Below are 19,372 nucleotides of genomic sequence, written 5' to 3'. Positions count from 1 at the left end.
GGAGACGGTTCGCGAACGCGGGCGGGCGGCGCCGTTCAGGTGGATGGAGCCCACTTTCGGAACCCTCGCGCTCGGAAATCGCCGACCCGTCGAGGTCGCCGTGATCCCGCTTCCCGCCGCCGAGCGAACGCTCTGTCTGGTTCGGGATCGTCGACGGTCGCCAACCGGAGCGTTGCGGACGCTCGAGGCCGCAGTCGGATCGATTCGCGAGGCCGAAACCGTCCCCGACGTCGGGCGAGCGGTCGCCGAGGCCGCGGTCGATCTCGCCGGCGGCGACGTCGCCTGCCTCTACCGACTCGAGGAACGAGCACTCCGACCGGTCGGGGTCGCGGGCCGCGACTCGAGGGCGTCCGGCCTCCCCGCCGTCGATCGCGCTGCGATCCCGGACGACGTCGTTCGCGACGGAGGTGGTGCAACGACTCGAGACGCTCGAGCGCTCGAGCCGTTCCTCGAGGCGGCCGACCTCCGGGCCGAGCAGGTGTTTACGGTTTCGGTCGGAACGACGGTGCTGGTCGCGACCACAATGGAACCGATGGGGTTCGATCCGATCGATCCTGGCCCGATCGAGAGCCTCGTCGAGATCGGCGCGCTCGCGCTCGACGAGCGGGACGCGGCGGCCCAACTACGCGGGTGTCGATCGGACCGCACTTCTCTCGAGGCGACCCTCGATCGGCTCGAGCGGCTCGGAACGATCGAGCGGGACCTGCTCGAGGCGAGCGACCGGGAGGCGGTGTACCGACGGCTCTGTCGGGGGATTACGTCCCTCGAGTTCGCCGAGGGATCGAACGAGTTCGCCTGGATCGATGTCTCCGAAAACGTCCGCGAACGAGTCGATCCCAAGGCGGTCGCCGGAGACGCCGACGTTCGACCCGATCCGCTCGTGATCCCGCGACCGCCGTCGGCCGAGCGGGCCTCGGCTCCAGAGTCGGTCCGTATCGACGACCTGACCGAGGCACCGGACGAGCCCTGGCGCGAACGGGCGCTCGAGCAGGGGATCCGCTCCGTGCTGAGCGTCCCACTTCGATCGGAATCGTTCCGGTACGGAACGCTGACCGTCTACTCGACCGAGCCAGGGGCGTTCGACGAACCGACCCGTCGTGGGATCGAACGACTTGGGGACGTCGGCGGCGCCGTCGTCGGCGCGATCGAGACCAGACGAGCCCTGCGCGGCGAGGCGGTCACCGAACTCGAGTTCGTCCTCCGCGAACCCGACCCTCTGGCGACGATCGCTCACCGGATCGGTCACCCGCTGACGGTTCGGTCCGTCGTTCCGCGCTCCGCCGGGGACGAAACCGCGTTCGTTACTGTCCCCGACGACTCGCTTCCGAGCGTCGACTCGTTCGCCGAGCTCGAGGGGATCAAATCGGTGCGGACGGCCGGGACGATCGGCGGAGATCGGCTGCTCGAGCTCGTCGTCGACGAGCCGTCGGTCGTGGTTACCGTCGCCGAACACGGCGGCGTCGTCCGGTCGCTGACGCCGACCGACGACCGGACCCGGCTCGTCCTCGAACTCTCGGGATCGGCCGACGTTCGCGCGTTCGTCGACGCGCTCGAGCGCGGGTGGGACCTCGAGTTGCTGGCCCGTCGCCAGCGCGAGCAGTCTCCCGAGAACGCGCTTGCGCTCGATTCGGCCCTTCGCGAGCGCCTCTCCGAGCGACAGCGACAGACGCTCGAGGCGGCCTACTACGCCGGCTTCTTCGAGTGGCCCCGGGAGAGCACTGGGGAGGCGGTCGCCGACTCGCTGGGGATCTCCCAGCCGACGTTCAGCCGTCACGTCAGGGCCGCACAGGCGACGCTGCTCTCGGTGCTGTTCGAGGAGTTTGACGGGCTCGAGTAGCTCGAGACGGCGGTAGACCCGTATTACCGCGAGTAGCATCGGGCTACGCGTGCGGTCGAGTTCTCGCGGACGACAGTCGGCTTCGGTGACCGATGAATCAGTATAGCCCCGCTTCGAGGGGTCGTGTCGATAGCTAGCCCCCACGGCCATCCGTTCGCGCTCGAATCAGCCATTCGATGACTACGGACCCGGTAACGAGATCTTATCGCTGCCGTCTCCCCGGACGGCGGATGAACCGATGAGCCTCGACCTCGCTGCGGATCCCGACGGCGTTGCCGTTCGAACGCAGGCCAACGGTGGCGTGCTGGCTCAGCTCACCCTCTCGCACCCGGAGCTGGTGTTGCGACCGACGCTGCGACGCGCACCCGAGATCTCCCTCGAGCCCGAGTACTGGACCGACGCGGGCGGCGACCGAACCCTCCTGTTCGTCACCGCGTTGGGCACCGAGTTCGGAGCGTTCGAGACCGCTCTCGGGACCGATCCGACCGTTGCCGATCCCGTCCTCGTGGATCGCGCTCCCGAGTGTCGGAGCTATCGACTCGAGCTTACCGAGCGAGCGATCACCCTCGTCGAGGCGACCGCCGCCGTCGGCGGACGGCTCCGCGGCTGCTCGAGCTGTCGGGAGGGATGGCAGTTCCGGCTACGCTTTCCCGACCGGAACGCCCTCGTCGCGTTCAACGACCGGTGTCGGGAACTGGACGTCTCGGTGACCGTCGACCACCTCCGACCGGCCGACACCGAGGGCGGTGGGCCGGTTTCGCTCACGGAGAAACAGCGGGAACTGCTGACGGTCGCCTACGAGGAGGGGTACTTCGACGTCCCCCGACGGATCTCCCAGGACGAACTCGCCGATCGCCTCGAGGTCTCGAAGTCGGCGATCTCTCAGCGGCTCCGGCGAGCGATCGCACAGCTCTGTGGGTCGGCGTTCGCCTGAAAACGCGGTTTCGAAGCTGGCCGGCTCGTTACTCGTCGTCTTCGTCCTTCATCGACCCGAGCTGGGAGACCAGCTGATCGGTCGAGACGTCGGACTCGAACTCGAGCTGTCCGTTGTGGTCGTGTTCGTGGATGTTGACGGCCTCGACGTCCTCGTCGTCGTCCCGTGGTTGTTGCTGTTCGGACTCGTCGTAGCTACCAAAACCCATGGCGAAATCGAGGGACGGCTGCGGGAAAGATGTGGTGATTCGATGCCACCGTGGATCGCGATCCCACGCCGATGACGCGCTACTTCAGCCGGAGGTACTGTCGGTCGTACTCCGGCTCGCCCTGGCGCGGGTGGATCATGATGAACGACTCCGGCGGCATATCCGCGAGGCGGGCCGGCAGATCTCCGAGCTCGTTGTGCCAGCCGACGTCACCTCGGCGCGGCGAGATCGCGACGATGAGGTCGTCGTCCTCGGTTCGCTCCTCGAGCGTCGGCAGTAGCTTCCCCCAGTCGTCGATAGAGTCGAACTCGGCGGTGACGTCCTCTTCGACGAGACCGAACAGCTGCTCGAACTGATGGGACGCCCCTTCGACAACGATGACGTTCAGCTCGGCGCCGAGGTTCGCCGCGATCCGTTTGACCAGGTGGACGGCCTCGTAGAACCCTTCGTGGTGGTCGGCGCCGATCGGGACGACGACGAAGATCCGTCGGGTCGTGTTGATCGGATGACCGAGCCGCGAGATGAGCACCGGCAGCTTCGTCCGCTCGAGCACCTGGTCGATGATGCTCCCGAAGATGCGGTGGCTGAAGCTCTGGGTGGCGTCCCAGCCCATAATGATCTGGTTAGCCTGGACCTCGACGGCGCCCTGGACGACCCCCGAGGCGACGTTGTGGTTGACCCGTGCTTCCGTCTCGATCGGGACCTCCGCGGCGCTGCCTTCGGCCGCGAGGTCGCTGAGTTCGGCCTGAACGGAGCTGATCTGTTCTTCCGCCGACTGGCTCGTATCGGGCTGGACGACGGTCATCACGTGAACCGGGTTGCTTCCGCCCTCACCCTTAACGACGAACGAGAGCTCCAGCAGCCGCCGCTGGAGTTCGGCGTTGTGCGACAGCGGGAGCAGGATGTTCGGATCCCGTCCGTCGTCGGAGTCGTCCTCGACCTCGCGCTCGAGGGCGAGCCGGTTGGCCGCACGTTCGGTCATCCACGGGCTGAGGAGTGCCGAGATCAGCAACAGGAGGACGACCGCGTTGAGGATCGCCTCGCTGAAGAGCCCGGCGTCGAACCCGACGAGCGTGATCGCCAGCGCGGCGGCGGCCTGTCCCGTCGAGAGGCCGAAGATGACGTCGCGTTCGTGTTTCGTGTAGTCCTGGATCTCGGCGACGGACCAGGCGGCTGCGCCCTTCGTCACGACCATGATCGTCGTGATGAGCGCGGCGATCTGGAGGGTCTCGGGGCCGGCGAAGATAACCCCCAGGTCGACGAGCATCCCGACGTGGAGCAGGAAGAACGGGATAAAGAACGCGTTGCCGACGAACTCGATGCGATTCATCAGCGTCCCGCCCTGCGGGATGAGCTGGTTCAGCGCCAGTCCGGCGACGAACGCGCCGAGGATCGGATCCAGGTCGAGGATCTCCGCGAGGCTGGCGGCGGCGAAGATCCCAACCATCACGAACAGGAACTCGAAGTAGCTCTCCTCGCTGAAGTTCTGGAAGAACCACCGGGACGCCGGCGGAACGAGGAACCAGACGCCGGCGAACAGGAGGCCGAGCGAGAGCGCGATGTCGCCGAACAACAACACCGAGAGCCCGTCCTGAACCGCGCCGGTGACGATCGCGAGCACGACCAGCGCGAGGGTGTCAGTAAAGAGGATCCCGCCGAAGACGGCCGAGACGGCGCGGTTTTTCGTGACGCCGAATCGGTTGACGATGGGGTAGGCGAGCAGGGTGTGGGAGGCGAACACCGCCGAGAGCAACAGCGCCGCCCAGATATCGAGTCCGAGGAAGGCTGTTGTGACGAGGGTCCCGACAGTAAACGGAACGAAGAAACTCAGCAGGCCGAACAGGGCGGCGTTCTCGGGCGCGTCCTTGAACCCCCGAAGGTCGACCTCGAGACCCACAGTGAACAGCAGGTAGATCAGTCCGACCTCGCCGAGCAACTCGATCGCGTCCGAGTGTTCGACGATACCGGTCGCACCGGGGCCGATGATCGCCCCGAAGACGACGATGCCGACGATGCCGGGCTGACCGAGTTTCTTGACGAACAGCGGCCCGACGAGAAAGATCAGCATCGCGAGCGCGAAGATCAGCACCGGCTGGTCGAGTGGTAACCCGAACCCGTCGACGACGAAGAGTACGGTCCAGTTCATCGTGGCTGGGCTGTACTCGAGGGGGCGTATAGTAGTCCTATCATCGGATGGAACGCATTTCGTCGCGGCGTGGTTCGAGAGGAGACAATCGTGCGATGGTGATGGTGTGGCCGGATAATAAAACGCGTGATTCCGGATTTTGGTGCCCAGCAGCCGGCGAAGTCGATGAGAATAATCGAACTAAGCACCCATTCTGAATTATTGTCCACGTTCGGTCGGTTATCTATCGCCGACGTCTTTGTAGCCGGCTCCTTCTCGAGACTCGTCCCTCTGAACTACCCTCCCAACACGGTCGTCGGAACGTGTACGACGTCGCTACTACTCGGAACGCGTCCCGACCGATCGGTCGGTCGGAACGCCGAGCGTCGAGACGGGCGCTCAGCGGCTTCGATCCCGCTCGAGTCAGCCGGTTCCGCTACGGGAGATCGGCCATCGCTCGTCGGAGTTGTGGGTCGAGTATCCGTTTGCTACGGACGCCGGTAGCCCGTCTATAGTAATGGGTTCCGGAGCTCTTAGGCTGCCTCATGTTCACGTACCGGTTGTTCTCCCGAACAGCTTCTCAGGTCGATCAGTCTCAAGCGGCACGGACGCGTCGCTCTCAGCTGAGGCGCGGCCGCAAAGACCGAACTCGCGGCGCGGCGGGATCGCTCTCGAGCGGCGTCGATGACGGGGGACGGTGACCTGTCGATGTGTGGAATCATCGGCCGCGTCGGGGACGGCAACGCGCTGGAGACGCTGCTGACGGGCCTCGAAAACCTCGAGTACCGCGGCTACGACTCGGCGGGGGTCGCCGTCCAGAACGGCTCGGGAATCGCCGTCGAGAAGCGATCCGGGAAGGTCGAGGCGCTGGTCGACTCGGTCGCGGACGATCCACTCGAGGGGCGGGTCGGAATCGGTCACACCCGATGGAGCACCCACGGGCCGCCGACCGACGAGAACGCCCACCCCCACACCGACGCCACCGAGGACGTCGCGGTCGTGCACAACGGGATCATCGAGAACTACGCCGAGCTCCGCGCGGAGTTGCGCGCGGCCGGCTACGAGTTCACGAGCGACACCGACACCGAGGTCGTCCCCCACCTCATTCAGTACTACCTCGACGGGGGGGCCGACAACGAGACTGCCTTCCGGAAGGCGATCGGCGACCTCGAGGGAAGTTACGCGATTACGGCGATGTTCTCGGGCGAGCACGTCCTCTACGCGGCTCGTCAGGGGTCGCCGCTGGTCGTCGGAGTCGAGGACGGCGAGTACTTCCTCGCGAGCGACGTCCCCGCCTTCCTCGAGTACACCGATAGCGTCGTCTACCTGCGGGACGGCGACGTCGTCGTTGTCGACGGCGACGGCGTCGAGTTCACCGACCTGGAGGGCAACCCCGTCGAGCGGGAGCCCGAGACGGTCGAGTGGGATCCCGAGGAGGCCGGGAAGGGCGAGTACGATCACTTCATGCTCAAGGAGATCGACGAGCAGCCGACCTCGCTCGCCCAGGCGCTCGAGGGACGGATCGATCCCGAGAACGGACGGATCGCGCTGGCCGACTTCGGCCCGGGGACGTTTACCGACGTCTCAAGCGTCCAGCTCGTTGCCTGTGGCACGTCCTACCACGCCGCGCTGTACGGCTCGCTCGCGCTCAACCAGGCCGGGATCAGGGCCACCGCCCTGCTGGCCAACGAGTACAGCGCCGCCGCACCCCCCATCGACGACGAGACGCTCGTGATCGCCGTCACCCAGAGCGGGGAGACCGCCGACACCCTGAACGCCCTGCGACAGGCCAACGCCGACGGCGCCGAGACCGTTACTGTCACGAACGTCGTCGGTTCGACCGCCGCCAGAGAGGCCGACGAAACGCTCTTCATCCGCGCGGGGCCCGAGATCGGCGTCGCCGCGACCAAGACGTTCTCCTCGCAGGCCGTGATGCTCACGCTGCTCGCCCAGCGAATCGCCGCCGATCGCCGGGGCGAGCCGCCGGCCGACCTCGAGTCGCTGCTCCCGGCGCTTGCCAGGATGCCCGCGGAGATCGAACGCGTCCTCGAGACGTCCGACGCCGCGGCGGTCGCGAACCGCTACCGCGGCAGTCAGTCGTACTTCTTCATCGGTCGCGGGCTGGGCTACCCGGTCGCGCTCGAGGGAGCGCTGAAGTTCAAGGAGATTACCTACGAGCACGCCGAGGGGTTCGCCTCCGGTGAGCTCAAACACGGGCCGCTGGCGCTCGTCACCCCGGAGACGCCGGTGTTCGCTGTCTTCACCGGCCAGGAGGACGCGAAGACACTGAACAACGCCGAGGAGGCCCAGACCCGCGGGGCGCCGCTGGTCGCCGTCTGTCCAGACGGCCACCCCGCTCTCGAGACGGCCGACGCTCACCTCGAGATTCCCGACACTGAGCCGGCGCTGGCGGGGCTGCTCGCGAACGTCCAGCTGCAGCTCGTCTCCTACTACGCGGCCGACCTGCTGGGTCGACCGATCGACAAGCCCAGAAACCTCGCGAAAAGCGTCACCGTCGAGTAGAATCGCGGAGTCTTGCGTTCGCGAGCCGCTCCGTTATCGATCCCGTTCGACGACCTCGCCGGGCGACGTCGTCGCCTCCGTACCGAGTTTGAGCCCCGGCGTCAGGCTCGTGTTGATGCCCGTCTTCGCGTCGTCGCCGACGACCACGCCAAACTTCCGGCGGTTCGTCGACACCCGGTCGCCCTTTACAGTGAACTTCACACTCCCGCCGTCGTGACGGAGGTTCGCGACGGTCGTCCCCGCCCCGAAGTTGACGTCGCGCCCGAGGACGCTATCGCCGACGTACGAGAGGTGGCCGACCGTCGCGTCCCGCGAGAGGACGCTGTTTTTCACCTCGACGGCGTTGCCGACCTTCGCTCCCTCGTCGATCAGCGTCGCGCCGCGGACGTAGGCGTTCGGCCCGACCGTCGCCCCCGATCGGATCAGGGCCGGCCCCTCGATCACGACGCCAGGTTTGACCGTCGCACCCTCCTCGACGACGACTGCACCCTCGAGGTGGGCGTCCTCGCTGACCTCGCCCGCAACGTCGCCCTCGAGCTCGCCGAGCTTCCACTCGTTGGCCTCGAGCAGCTCCCATGGGCGGCCGACGTCCATCCAGCGCTCGAGGGTAACCGGCGAGACGGCGAACTGATCGATGACCTGCGCGACCACGTCGGTGATCTCGTGTTCGCCCCGCTCGCTCGCAGGGACGTCGAGCCACTCGATGGCCTCCTCGGGGAACGCGTAGGCGCCCGCGTTCGCAAGGTTCGTCGGCGGATCGTCCGGCTTCTCGACGATGTCGGTGACGGTGCCGTCCGTGGTGCTGAGCACGCCGTAGTTGCGCGGATCCTCGACCTCGATCGCACAGATCGCCGGACACTCGCTGAACAGCTCGTCGATCGCGTCCTGATCGTAGAGGTTGTCGCCGTTCAGCACGGCGAAGGGACCCTCGAGGTGTTCGCTGGCGGCGTTGACGGCGTGGGCCGTTCCGGCCTGTTCCTCCTGGATCGCATACGAGATCGGCACGCCGCGGTACTCCTCGCCGAAGTACTCCCTGACGGTTTCGGCTTCGTAGCCGATGACGAGGATCACTTCGTCGGCGCCCGCGTCGACGGCGGCGTCGACGGTGTGGGCGGCGAGCGGTCGGTCGGCGACGGGCAACATCGGTTTCGGCACCGACGAGGAGAGCGGTCGGATCCGCGTCCCTTGTCCTGCGGCAAGCACGACAGCTTTCATTACGATCGCATAGTTCGATTTCGGGGATTAATATACGGCCGATAATCGCTCGCCGGTTTGCCCGGCCGATTCGGCCCGTCGAACGGGACCGCTGGCCGAGGCGAACGGCCCCTCTCCCGATACACTCCGAGAGCGCCCCGAAACCTCGAGCGTCGGTCCCGTCCGTTCGATCGAGAACGGTTTTATCCCTCGTTAATCGGCCCATTACTGTTCAGAAATATGTAATTTCTGCGGGTTCAACCCGCGACGCCGTCGATATCGAGAGACGGGTTGGCAACCCCCCTCGAGGGACCGTTCGGAACGGAAAGATCGGACTAAATTTCATCGCGATCGTTATGCTGCCTATATTAAATACCGCTCTGTGATTAGCCGCTGGTGATGTCGACGGAACCAACCGACGCGAAGTGGACGCCGATCACGTCCGGGCAGCAAACGACCTCGCCACGGTGTGTCAACTGCGACAACCAGGTGACCCGGCAGTTCGCCCGCGTGTTCGGTGACAACCGGGACGTCGTCCACGCCTGTCCCGAGTGTGCGACCTATCGGGAGATGAAGACCTCCGACTTCATCCCGGAGGAGCGACGATAACGACCGTTTTGCCACCGCAGTCCCCGCTGATGCTTCTCGCTACCGTTCCTCGAGCACGTTCGCCGTCTCGGTCGCTCGTTCGACGATTCCCGTCGCGGTCGCGAAGATCGAGTCCGCGTCGGCTTCCGCGCGCGCTTCCGCGGTCACCCTGACGACCGGCTCGGTTCCGCTCGCCCGGATCAGGAACCAGCCGTCGTCGGTCTCGACCCGAACGCCGTCGAGGGCGTCGACGTCGTCGTACTCCTCCTCGATCGTCGTCTCGACCGCCTCCATTACGGCCTCCTTCGCCTCGACCTCGATCGACGTCCGTCGGATCGGGTACTGGTCGATGTCGGCGGCGAGCTTCGAGAGCGGCCCCTCCCGCGAGACCAGTTCGGCGAGCTTGCAGGCCGCGAGCGGGGCGTCCGGGCAGCGGGTCTCGGTCGGCCAGATCCAGGCACCGCTTGGCTCGCCCCCGAAGACGACGTCGTCCTCGGTAGTTCGCTCGGCGACGTAGACGTCTCCGACCTGCGTGCGAGTTAGTGATGCCCCGACCGACGCCAGCGCGTCGTCGACCGCCAGACTCGTATCGACCGGAGCCGCGACGCGGTCGCCATCGCCGGCCGCGTTCCGGGCGAACAGCGCGAGCAGGGCGTCCTTCGGCACGAACTCGCCGGTCTCGTCGACGGCCATCATTCGATCGGCGTCGCCGTCGTGGGCGATCCCGAGTTCGGCGTCGGTCTCGGCCATGACGGTCATCAGCGTGCCCAGCGTCTCCCGGTTCGGTTCGCTCGGCCGTCCCGGGAACGAGCCGTCGGGTTGGCCGTTTAGCGTCCGGACCCGACAGCCCAGGTTCGCGAGCACCGTCGCCGTGACGGCCCCGGCTCCGTTGCCGACGTCGACGACGACGTCGAGCGGTTCGTCGAGAGCCACCGCGGCCTCGAGCCGACTCGCGTGGTGCTCGCGGACGCCGTCGCGTCGTTCCCGCCGACCCTGGCCGTCCCAGTCGGCCAGCTCGTAATCGTCTTCACGAACTCGGCGAGAGATCGATTCGCGCTTCTCGGGACCGAACGCCTTTCCCGAGGGCGTCCAGAGCTTGATCCCGTTGTCGGTCTTCGGGTTGTGCGAGGCCGTGACGACGATCCCCGCGTCCGCCTCGAGGTGGTCGATTGCCCGGGCGACGGTCGGCGTCGCCTCGACGCCGACCTCGAGGACGTCGGCGCCACACTCCTGGAGTCCCGCAGCGACCGCGTCGACGAGCGTGCGGCCGCTGTCGCGAACGTCCCGGCCGACGACGACACGGTCGTAGCCGTCGGAGGCGACCGCACGGCCGACCGAGAGCGCGAGTGCGGCCGTTACGTCCGTCCCGACGGTTCCACGGATACCACTGGTCCCGAACATACGAATCGTGACGGCGGCCCCGGCGTTAATATGTGTCGACTTCCGGGTCCCGACCCACCGCCGTCGGAAGCCGACAGCGGCGTTCGCGGTCACATCCCCCTTCGAACGAACCGGTAGCCACCCCCTATCGAATTGAACCGTCGGTATCGTATATACGTCCCCGCGGTGGCCGTCCGGACGGCATGATCCCACACGTTCGAGAGCGGAATCGTCCCGTTCGCACCGCGACGCCGACCGCCTTGGAAGTCGAGCGAGCCGGCGAGTCCGGCCGTCGCGACCGCCGATGAGTGCGACCGAGCGCGACGCCGGGAAGCCCGTCGTCTCCGAGCTCCCGCCGAGTTCGAAGCTCGTCTACAAGGTCCTCGAGTACGAGGGCGCGATGACCCAGGAGGAGATCGCACTCGAGTCGCGGCTCTGTCCCCGGACGGTCAGGTACGCGTTGGGAACGCTCATGGACCACGACGTCGTCGACAGTCGGGTCAGCCTCGCTGACGCCAGACAGTCGAAGTACTGGATCGAGGAGTAGTTCGTTTCGCGTTCGAAACAATTGTTTCGGACCGCTTACCGAAGTTTTCGGTAGCGATCGATCAGCAGATCGAGACCGAACGAGCCCGCCGTGATCGTGTAGTTGGTCTCGAGCCGGGGGTTGAACTTCGCCTTGTAGCGGTTGATGCTCGGGACGCCGGCCCCGACGAGGTCGTAGCGCTCGAGTCCCGCGTGGAGCCCGTCGCGCATGACGTGCCAGTCGAGCAGGTCGTTGATCGGCAGATCGAGCTCGGTGTCGGGCTTCACGCCGCCCTGCCAGCGGTACCGGGTCGTCCGGGACTCGACGACCAGAATGCCGCCGACGAACTCGTCGTCGACCCGACAGACGTAGGGGCGGATCGCCCCCTCAGGAAGCTCTCGGTGAACCGCGCGGGCGAACTCGGGGTTGAGCTGGAACGATCGACCCTGACTCTCGTAGCGAGCGGCGACCTGGTCGACGATCCGCTCGACGTCGTCGTTGTCGCCCTCCTCGACGACGTAGGCGTCGGGGTCGGCGTTGCGGACGTTGTTCCGGGCGTCGCTGCTGAAGCGATCGAGCAGGTCGTCCTCGCTTCCCTCGAGGTCGACGACGTAGGTGTACCCCGGCTCGACGTCGTACTCGTTCCAGACGAACGGCCGGACGTCCTCGAACTCCGCGACGATGAACTTGGAGTACTGCGGGGAGAGTTCGCGATCGATCCACTCGAAACAGCCCTCGAGAAACCGCTGGACGCGCCTGTCGGCCTTGCGCTGTTTGAGCTTGTCGACGTTCAACACCGAGGGGCCGAGGTAACACGACCACGCGTGCGGAGCCGGCGAGAACGCGCCGGTGATCGGGCCTTTGTTATACTCGAAGACGGGGAAAATCCCGACGGCCTCCTGGCCCTTGAAGCCGGCGAGCAGGTGGGCCGTCGTGTCGGTGTCCTCGGCCTGCAGGCGGACCGCCTCGGCCCGGCTGAACGGGTTCGTCCCGTCGGAGCGCTCGACGTACCGGTTCCACTCGTCGGCGTCGCCCTTTGGATCGAGGGCGGTGATCTCGACGCTCATAGGTATCCGAGGTCCGAGAGCCTGTCCTCGACCGCTCCATCGTCGGTGACGGCGATCGTCGCCGGCTCGTAGGCGGGGTAGTCGGTGACGGCACTCTCGTCGACGATCGGCAGCGCGGTGCCGTCCATGTCGGCGTCGATCGGCACGTCGAACAGCGAGCAGATCGTCGGCGCGACGTCGAAGATCGTCGCGCCCTCGAGATCGGCCGACTCGTCGAACGCCGAGCCGGCCGCGGCGACGACGCCCGTCTGCTTGTGGTTCCACGACTCGCGGGGTCGGACGAACTCGGCACCGTCGAGGTCGGCGACGATCGCGTTGTCGAACCCGCGTGGAACCGTGACCACGTCCGGCCCGTGGTCGAGGTACGGGCCGCTGAAGTACCGCTCCCGCGGTTCGACGGCCTCGAACATCGGCTCACCGCTGGGAGTTCGCATCGTCGACAGCCGTTCGACGAGCGCCGAGCGGATCGACTCGTACTCCGAGGAGGGAACCGTCCCGTTCGGCTCGCGCCCCTCGAGGTTGATCCGGATCCCGAGTTCGCTCTTCGAACGGACGTAGGCCCGCGACTCGGGGAAGTCGACCTGGGCGCTCGCCGCCCGGATCACGTCGTTGGGCACGCGCCTGCCGATCGGCTCCTTCAGCCCGACCAGATCGAGGGCGTCGGCGACGCGCTGGGTCGTGATCCCGACCGTCGCCGCGACGTTCATCGCCCGCTCGAGCGGGCCGGCCTCGTGGTCGTCGGCGTCGTTCCCGGCGAGCAGGTCGTTCTCCCACGCCCGCGACCAGTCGGGCATCCCCTCGCCGCCCTTCCGCGCGGCGAGCAGGCCCTCGTTTCTGAGGAACTCGTTGACGCGGAACTCGTGGCCCGTCACGCGGCCCATCCCGTGGTCGCTGACGATCAGGACGTTCTCCGGGTCGTGGCGCTCGAGGGTCGTCTCGATCTGGCGGTCGACCTCGCGGTAAACGGCCTCGACCGCGCGCTTTTCGCCGTCGCGCTCGTGGAAGACCGAGTCGGTCTGCTGGAACTGCAGGAAGCCGAAGTCGGGCTCGAAGCGCCGACAGAGGTAGCGAAACGCCTTCCCCCGAAGCTCCGTCACCCGCTCGTAAGCCTCGATCGACTCGGCGGGTTCGGCGCCGTTCTGGGGGTAGATCCGGTACTCTCCGCAGGCCTTCTTGACCTCCTCGAGGATCCCCTCGGGGTGACACTCCGGCTCCTCGGGTGCGGTCATCCCTGGGATAAGCGCCCCGTCGAACTCCCGTGCGGGGTGGGTTACGGGGAGGTTGACCACGACGCTCGAGAGCCCGTGCTCGCTCAGCAGCTCCCAGACGGGCCGTTCGCGGACGTGCGTCGAGTTGACGACGGTCCAGTCGTAGCCGTCGAAGGAGAGAAAGTCGAAGACGCCGTGCTTGCCGGGATTCTTTCCGGTGTACAGCGACGGCCAGGCGCTGGCCGTCCACGGCGGGATCTGGGACTCGAGGGGACCGCTGGTCCCCGCCTCGAACAGCCGCCGTAACGTCGGCGTCTCCCCCGCCTCGAACAGCGGCTCGAGGATCGGCCGACAGCCGGCGTCGAGCCCGATGACGAGTAGTCGAAGACCGTCTCCGTCGTTCGAACCATCCATAGGCGTCTGCTGTGCCCGTCCGGGCTTTGTTATGCAACCACTGGGCGAAGTGTAGGGGGTCGCTGTAGGAGGCCATTGGAGCGCACTCGAACGCCGTCTCGTGGCTGTAGGACCCGCCTGCGACCCGAAACGACGGCGTATCGCCGACGCTGGTATCCAGGTGTGGTCGGACATCCCGTTCGGAAGGTTCGAGCCATGGTACTACCGGTTTCGTCGGGGACCGCAGTTTCGTTCCCGGTCCGGCCGACACCGCACTCGCTCAGTCGGCTCGCGTCGGGGACTCGCCAGCCGTCGAACGGAGCCCGTCCTCGAGCCCGTACGCTCCGTCGGCGGTTCGCTCGAGCACCGATCGGGTCCGTAGCTCCGAGACGAGACTCTGGACCGCGATCGTCGACCGATCGACTCGCGTCGCTAACTGCTCGGTCTCGAGCGGTCCCTCTCGGACGAGCGTCTCGAGGATCTCCTCGCCGGCCTCGAGCGAACATAGCGACCGATCGCAGGCCCGCTCGAGTCGGTCGGCGACCCGCTCTTCGTCGAACAGCGCCTCGATGTCGACATCGCCTGGGTCGCGGCTCGCTGTGCTCTCCTCGCTCGTTTCGTCGCCGAACTCGGTGTAGCTGATCTCGTGGCCCGTCTCCGGCCCCTCGAGCTCCGCGACGCGCTCGCGCAGCTGTTTTACTTCTTCGCGCAGCCGATCCCGTTCGTCGGTCCGATCGGCGAGTTTCTCCCCGAGGCGTTCGATGCGCGCCTCGCGATCCTCGAGTTCGGCCTCGAGGTCGACGACCTCTTCGTGGAGTCGCCGTCGCTCCTCGTCGTTTCCGGGCAGCTGAGACTGGGTCGTCTCGACGCCGGCGACGGCGTCGGCGAGCTGCTGGGCCGCCGTCGAAATATCGCGGGCGGACTCGAGTTCGTCCTCGAGGGTCGCGATGCGCTGGTCGCGCTTCTCGAGTTCGGCCTCGAGTTCGTTGACCCGGTCGGCCTCCCGCCGTTCGCGCTCGGAGATCTCCTGGAGGTCGCCGACGAGCGTGTCGGAGACCGACTTGAGGTCGGGTCGTTCGAACTCCTCGAGCCCGGGGGTCGCGCCGGCGTCGAAGGTTCGCTTGCGTCGGAACTGGACCTTCCGGACGTCGGTCTCGGTCCAGTCGGTCTGGACGAAGGCCTGGCCGTCGTCGAGCTCCGAGACGCGCTCTTTGTACTCGGTGTCGATGATGCGGCCCACGACCTTCGTGTCGTTGTCCCAGGTCAGGCGGTGCCAGACCAGCCAGTTGGCCTGGGTAATAAAGTCCTTCTTGACGTCCGCTGGGCGCTGGCTGATTCCCAGAATGCCGAGACCGTGCTTGCGCCCGCGTTTGCCGATTTTGATCAGCAGGTTCCCCGTCTCGCCGACGCCCCCGCCCTCGGGGATGTACTCGTGGACTTCCTCGACGACCAGCAGGAACGGCTTCTTCAGCTTCTTCTCCTTGACGAACAGCTGGCGGGCGACCTCGCGCAACAGCTCGTCGGCCGCGTCCTCCTCGAGGTAGCCCGAGACGTCTAAGATGATCGGGACGTTCTCCTCCAGCGCAAGGGTCGCCATCTGTTCGGCGTGTTCGGGACCGATCTGGACGTCGCACTCCTCGTCGGCGCCGGCGTGGAGCATCTCGTACTCCTCTTTCAGCCCGTAGTACTCGCCGTCGGTGTCGACGATCAGCAGGGGGAAGCCGGCCTCGAGCAGCTCCTCGGCGACCACCGAGGCGGTGTTCGACTTCCCCGATCCCGACTTCCCGGTCGCGAACCCGCGACCCGTCAGCAGCTCGATCACCGGCAGCGTCAGCTCCGTGCCGTCGGCGGTCTCGCCGACGAGGACCTCCCGCTGGTCGCTCACCGACCGACCACCCGCGGACGCGACTCGTTCATTATCACTGTTGTTCGAATGCGAGACCTTGAATACTTTCTTCACGTCGGCGAGAAACGCGGCGGAAATCGGTAGTTGAGAAGACGATTTCGTTACTTCGATCTAACGTGTTAGGTTCTCGAGATCGGAGCTCGATCGTCCTCGCGGGCGGTTCACGATCGAGGTGGATCCGGTGTCGCGGCAAAGAACCGGACAACCTCGTCGGCAACCGCCTCGGGCTTATGGCCTGGACCCGTATGTCCGGTATCGTCGATATCACGCACCGTGGGGTCTGCCACGTGCTCGGCGACGTGGCGGATGCTGTCGGTCATCCAGGGCTCCGGGACCGACTGGGTCCCCTGCAAGAGCAGGACCGGCACCGTGATCTCGGCGAGTTCCGACGGGTCTGTCGGACTGGCCCACTCGGATTCGAAGAGCTGCTCGAACTCCCGGAGTTGAACTGGGACGTTCGGCGCCAGCACCTCGAAGAGTCCCAGTTCTTCCGCGTAGGCCAGCTCGTCGTCGTTCGCGACGAACTCGACCCAAATACGGGCTGCATCGGACAGCCGACCCTCCACCGCGGCCTCGCCAACGCGCTCGATCGTATCCGTCATGCGTGCGGAGACGTCCTCGGTTATCACTTCGAACGCGGCCGGCTCGTAGGCGGCGACGGCGGAGATCGCGTCCGTCTTCTGCGCTGCGGCGAGCGAGAGCAGACCACCGCCCGACCACCCCAGCAAACCCACGGGTTCGCCGATGCTTTCGGAGAACGCCGTGACGTCCTGTACGAGACGTTCGGGCGAGTGATCGGTACTCTGGCCGCTCAGCCCGCGGTTTCGCGTACTCATGGCGTAGCAGGTGAACCGATCAGTGAGGTACGGTAACAGCGGTTCCCAGACGGTCTCTCCGTCACTCATAGCGCCGGAACGAGGACCAACGGTGGTCCCTCTCCATGCACGCGTCCGGCTATCTCGGTGCCGTCATCCGAGACGGCTCGGTGAATTTCCTCGTCCGTATCGGGTCGTGTTGGTTCATCCATAGACGACGCACCCTCCGCCAACTATGTCATACAGTAGCATAGATGTAGCCCGTGAAAATGTGCAGGGTCTGCCCAGAATGCATGGCTTGGCACGGGGGACGACACAGTACGGGATGCACTCAGAGGTGCAGACATACCCTCACACGGATTCAATCGAACAGTATCGGAGTTCCAAACCGACTCTCATGGGTTCCCCGCGTGAGAGGGCAGGATGTCGAGGTGAAAGCCACTCGAATCCGCGTCCATCGACAAGCCAACCCATGCTGGGAAAACAATGGTACCAATTCTGATAGATGATTGCCCCGACGGCACCACTCGCTTGCTCCCTCTCGCGTTCGATCCCCGACGGGGGAGCTCGCGGATCGACCAGCCCGCCGCTCGGGGACGAGAGAGCCGAGTGACCGTTCTCGAGCCCGAACCCGACTGAGCGCTCGAGCTACTCCTCGTCGGTTCCCGCCGCGTCGACGTTCTGCTCGCGGACCGTGATCCCCTTCCGACCCAGATGCTGGAGCTGTCGGCGGGCGAACTCCTCCTCGCGGGTCCCTCGAGTAGCCAGTACGTAGACGAGCGCCCCGCCTGCAGGTCGCATCGTTCGGCCGGCCCGCTGGGTACCCTGCCGGCGCGAGCCCCCGAGTCCGGAGGCGACGATCGCCATGTCCGCCGTTGGGAGGTCGATCCCCTCGTCGCCGACCCGGGAGATCACCAGCAGGTCGCGCTCGTCCCGGCGGAACTCCTCGAGCAGCCGCCGGCGCTCGTGGTGGGGCGTCTCGCCGCTGAGGAAGGGGACGTCCAGCGCGTCGGCGAGCTCCCGGCCCTGCTCGAGGTAGTCGACGAAGACCAGCGATTTCGCGCCCGGATGGGCCGACAGCAGGTATCGGACTTCGTCGATCTTCCCCCGATTCTGTGCGGCGATACGGTACTTTTCTCGCCCTTCGGCGGAGCCGTAGGCGTTCCCCTGCTCCTCGTCGCCCCACGGCACGTAGCGGATCTCGAGTTCGGGTTCGGCAACGAAGCCGGCGTCGAACAGCGCCTCCCAGTCGGTACCGATCGGCGGGCCGACGAGGGTAAAGATCTCCGTCTGGCGGTCGTCCTCCCGGATCGGGCTCGCCGATAGCCCGAGGCGGTGTCGGGACTGCAGATGCGTGCTCCGGCGGTAGATGTCCGAGGGGACGTGCTGGCACTCGTCGAACACGACGAGCCCCCACTCGCGGTCGTCGAACAGCGAGCGGTGGCGGTCCATCCCCGCGATCTGGTAGGTGGCGATCGTCACCGGGCGGACGTTCTTCTGGCCGCCGTGGTACTGGCCGATCTGGTGGTGGGAAAGCGAGGTGTACTCTTCGATCGTTTCGGCCCACTGGCGGGCCAGATCGCGGCTGGGGACGAGCACGAGGGTCTCGCCGCCGACGTGAGCCATCGCGCCCATCGCCGCGACGGTCTTGCCGCTGCCCGGCGGCCCGACGAACACGCCCTCGCCGGCCTCGGCGAAGCGGTCGACCCACTCGCGCTGGTAGTCCCGGAGCGAGACCTCGAGGTCGATCTCGAGTTCCTCGCCGGACTCGAGGTCGCGGTGGTCCTGGACCGGGTAGCCCGCCTCGTACAGAATGCGTTTGATCGCGGCCTCGGCTCCCTCGCGGACCCAGTCCTCGGTCTCGGAGATGGGGGCGTGGACGTGTTCCTCGTCGAGTTTCTGGTGAGCGACGTTGCCCATGATCTCCGGCGTCTGGGCCTCGAGTACGGTGTAGCCGTCCTCGTGGGTCGCCAGCCGGAACTGGTGGGCGCGGTCCCACTGGCTCTCGACCCAGTCCTCGAGGTCCTCGTTGCGCTGGCCGAGCGCCTGGCGCATCGTCCGGGCGAGGTCCTCGAAGGAGTCGTGGGGCGTGCTCCAGACGTCCTCCGGTCGGACGACGTACCGGTACCCCTGCTCGCCGTTGCCGTCGGCGAGGTGGGCGAACTGCGAGAGCTGGGCCCGGGTGAACTGGTCGGGCCGATCGACGATAATCTCGCGGCGCTTCGGAAACACGACGACGCGCTCTCGGTCGGTGAGATCCTCGAGCTCGCTCGGGTACCAGACGACGGGGTCCGTCGAAACCGAGAGGCGCTCGAGGTCGCCCCGGTCGGCGAGGGTCTCGAGTCGCCCGCTGGCCTCCTCGTGGGGGATCTCGAGGGCGCGGGCGACGGCGGCCGCGGTCAACACGGGCGAGCCCTCGCGCTGGGAGGCGTCGTGGAACTCCGCGATCGTCGGCTCCCCGTCGGTCGCCTCGAGGGCCGTCGACTCCTCGTCGGCCGCTCGGTCGGGAACGTCCTCGTCCTCGCCCCCGTCGGTCGGCTCGTCCGTCACCTCGCGGGTGGTACCGTCGTCGGCGTCGCTCGAGGAGTGGTCTGTCACTGACGGCCCGTAGCGGGAGTACGGGTAAACCGGTTACGTTCGGTCCCCCGAGGATCGAGCGTGAGCCCTA

Annotated in this window: 14 protein-coding genes; 5 read left to right on the top strand and 9 right to left on the bottom strand. The window is 66.6% G+C overall.

Annotated features, from left to right (window positions below):
• Together C491_RS18485 and C491_RS18480 are read left to right on the top strand one after the other, a co-directional pair.
• Positions 1 to 1,837, top strand: a 1,837-nt coding sequence (locus tag C491_RS18485) for a bacterio-opsin activator domain-containing protein (protein ID WP_005559137.1), incomplete at its 5' end; no start/stop codon positions are given.
• 238 nt (positions 1,838 to 2,075) lie between these two features.
• Positions 2,076 to 2,771, top strand: a complete 696-nt coding sequence (locus tag C491_RS18480; RefSeq protein WP_005559135.1) for a helix-turn-helix domain-containing protein — start codon at positions 2,076 to 2,078, stop codon at positions 2,769 to 2,771.
• Between the two features lie 28 nt (positions 2,772 to 2,799).
• Here the strand turns inward: C491_RS18480 and C491_RS18475 are convergent, their stop codons facing one another.
• Together C491_RS18475 and C491_RS18470 are read right to left on the bottom strand one after the other, a co-directional pair.
• Positions 2,800 to 2,979, bottom strand: coding sequence for a DUF5786 family protein (locus C491_RS18475; RefSeq protein WP_005559132.1), 180 nt, complete (start codon positions 2,977 to 2,979; stop codon positions 2,800 to 2,802).
• 79 nt (positions 2,980 to 3,058) lie between these two features.
• Positions 3,059 to 5,125: a cation:proton antiporter gene (locus C491_RS18470; RefSeq protein ID WP_005559130.1), complete on the bottom strand. Its 2,067-nt coding sequence runs from the start codon at positions 5,123 to 5,125 to the stop codon at positions 3,059 to 3,061.
• A gap of 687 nt (positions 5,126 to 5,812) precedes the next feature.
• Here C491_RS18470 and glmS point away from each other — a divergent pair.
• The gene (gene glmS / locus C491_RS18465; RefSeq protein ID WP_005559128.1) at positions 5,813 to 7,627 is read left to right on the top strand and encodes a glutamine--fructose-6-phosphate transaminase (isomerizing); all 1,815 of its coding nucleotides are present in this window, start codon (positions 5,813 to 5,815) and stop codon (positions 7,625 to 7,627) included.
• Positions 7,628 to 7,660: 33 nt separating this feature from the next.
• On the opposite strand, the gene glmU is transcribed toward glmS, so the two are convergent.
• On the bottom strand, positions 7,661 to 8,842 hold the full coding sequence (gene glmU / locus C491_RS18460) for a bifunctional sugar-1-phosphate nucleotidylyltransferase/acetyltransferase (protein ID WP_005559126.1): 1,182 nt from the start codon (positions 8,840 to 8,842) through the stop codon (positions 7,661 to 7,663).
• Positions 8,843 to 9,220: 378 nt separating this feature from the next.
• Here glmU and C491_RS18455 point away from each other — a divergent pair, with 378 nt between their 5' ends.
• Entirely contained in the window at positions 9,221 to 9,430 is a 210-nt protein-coding gene (locus C491_RS18455; RefSeq protein WP_005559125.1) for a DUF7563 family protein, read from the top strand.
• Between the two features lie 39 nt (positions 9,431 to 9,469).
• Here the strand turns inward: C491_RS18455 and glmM are convergent, their stop codons facing one another.
• Complete coding sequence (glmM, locus tag C491_RS18450) at positions 9,470 to 10,810, bottom strand: phosphoglucosamine mutase (protein ID WP_049892338.1); 1,341 nt, start codon at positions 10,808 to 10,810, stop codon at positions 9,470 to 9,472.
• A 283-nt stretch (positions 10,811 to 11,093) separates the two neighbouring features.
• Here glmM and C491_RS18445 point away from each other — a divergent pair, with 283 nt between their 5' ends.
• Complete coding sequence (locus tag C491_RS18445) at positions 11,094 to 11,336, top strand: hypothetical protein (RefSeq protein WP_005559122.1); 243 nt, start codon at positions 11,094 to 11,096, stop codon at positions 11,334 to 11,336.
• Positions 11,337 to 11,371: 35 nt separating this feature from the next.
• Here C491_RS18445 and C491_RS18440 read toward each other — a convergent pair whose 3' ends face one another.
• The 5 genes from C491_RS18440 to C491_RS18420 all read right to left on the bottom strand — a co-directional run bounded on the left by C491_RS18440 (position 11,372) and on the right by C491_RS18420 (position 19,302).
• Positions 11,372 to 12,382, bottom strand: coding sequence for a lipid II:glycine glycyltransferase FemX (locus C491_RS18440; protein ID WP_005559120.1), 1,011 nt, complete (start codon positions 12,380 to 12,382; stop codon positions 11,372 to 11,374).
• The gene (locus C491_RS18435; RefSeq protein ID WP_005559118.1) at positions 12,379 to 14,004 is read right to left on the bottom strand and encodes an alkaline phosphatase family protein; all 1,626 of its coding nucleotides are present in this window, start codon (positions 14,002 to 14,004) and stop codon (positions 12,379 to 12,381) included. Before C491_RS18435 ends, C491_RS18440 begins: the two co-directional genes overlap by 4 nt.
• 259 nt (positions 14,005 to 14,263) lie before the next feature.
• Entirely contained in the window at positions 14,264 to 15,868 is a 1,605-nt protein-coding gene (locus C491_RS18430) for a helicase HerA domain-containing protein (protein WP_005559117.1), read from the bottom strand.
• A gap of 182 nt (positions 15,869 to 16,050) precedes the next feature.
• A complete protein-coding gene (locus C491_RS18425; RefSeq protein WP_005559115.1) occupies positions 16,051 to 16,794 on the bottom strand; it encodes an alpha/beta fold hydrolase in 744 nt (247 codons plus the stop codon).
• Positions 16,795 to 17,352: 558 nt separating this feature from the next.
• Complete coding sequence (locus C491_RS18420) at positions 17,353 to 19,302, bottom strand: DEAD/DEAH box helicase (protein ID WP_005559113.1); 1,950 nt, start codon at positions 19,300 to 19,302, stop codon at positions 17,353 to 17,355.
• Positions 19,303 to 19,372: the final 70 nt, after the last annotated feature.

Source organism: Natronococcus amylolyticus DSM 10524 (assembly GCF_000337675.1).
In the GTDB taxonomy this organism is placed as follows: domain Archaea; phylum Halobacteriota; class Halobacteria; order Halobacteriales; family Natrialbaceae; genus Natronococcus; species Natronococcus amylolyticus.
Note: the sequence above shows the minus strand (reverse complement) of the source record. Positions and strands in the feature narration are given on the sequence as shown.

Coding starts and splice junctions, on each gene's coding strand:
- C491_RS18480 (WP_005559135.1), top strand. CDS start 2,076: ATGAGCCTCGACCTCGCTGCGGATCCCGACGGCGTTGCCGTTCGAACG.
- C491_RS18475 (WP_005559132.1), bottom strand. CDS start 2,979: ATGGGTTTTGGTAGCTACGACGAGTCCGAACAGCAACAACCACGGGAC.
- C491_RS18470 (WP_005559130.1), bottom strand. CDS start 5,125: ATGAACTGGACCGTACTCTTCGTCGTCGACGGGTTCGGGTTACCACTC.
- glmS (WP_005559128.1), top strand. CDS start 5,813: ATGTGTGGAATCATCGGCCGCGTCGGGGACGGCAACGCGCTGGAGACG.
- glmU (WP_005559126.1), bottom strand. CDS start 8,842: ATGAAAGCTGTCGTGCTTGCCGCAGGACAAGGGACGCGGATCCGACCG.
- C491_RS18455 (WP_005559125.1), top strand. CDS start 9,221: ATGTCGACGGAACCAACCGACGCGAAGTGGACGCCGATCACGTCCGGG.
- glmM (WP_049892338.1), bottom strand. CDS start 10,810: ATGTTCGGGACCAGTGGTATCCGTGGAACCGTCGGGACGGACGTAACG.
- C491_RS18445 (WP_005559122.1), top strand. CDS start 11,094: ATGAGTGCGACCGAGCGCGACGCCGGGAAGCCCGTCGTCTCCGAGCTC.
- C491_RS18440 (WP_005559120.1), bottom strand. CDS start 12,382: ATGAGCGTCGAGATCACCGCCCTCGATCCAAAGGGCGACGCCGACGAG.
- C491_RS18435 (WP_005559118.1), bottom strand. CDS start 14,004: ATGGATGGTTCGAACGACGGAGACGGTCTTCGACTACTCGTCATCGGG.
- C491_RS18425 (WP_005559115.1), bottom strand. CDS start 16,794: ATGAGTGACGGAGAGACCGTCTGGGAACCGCTGTTACCGTACCTCACT.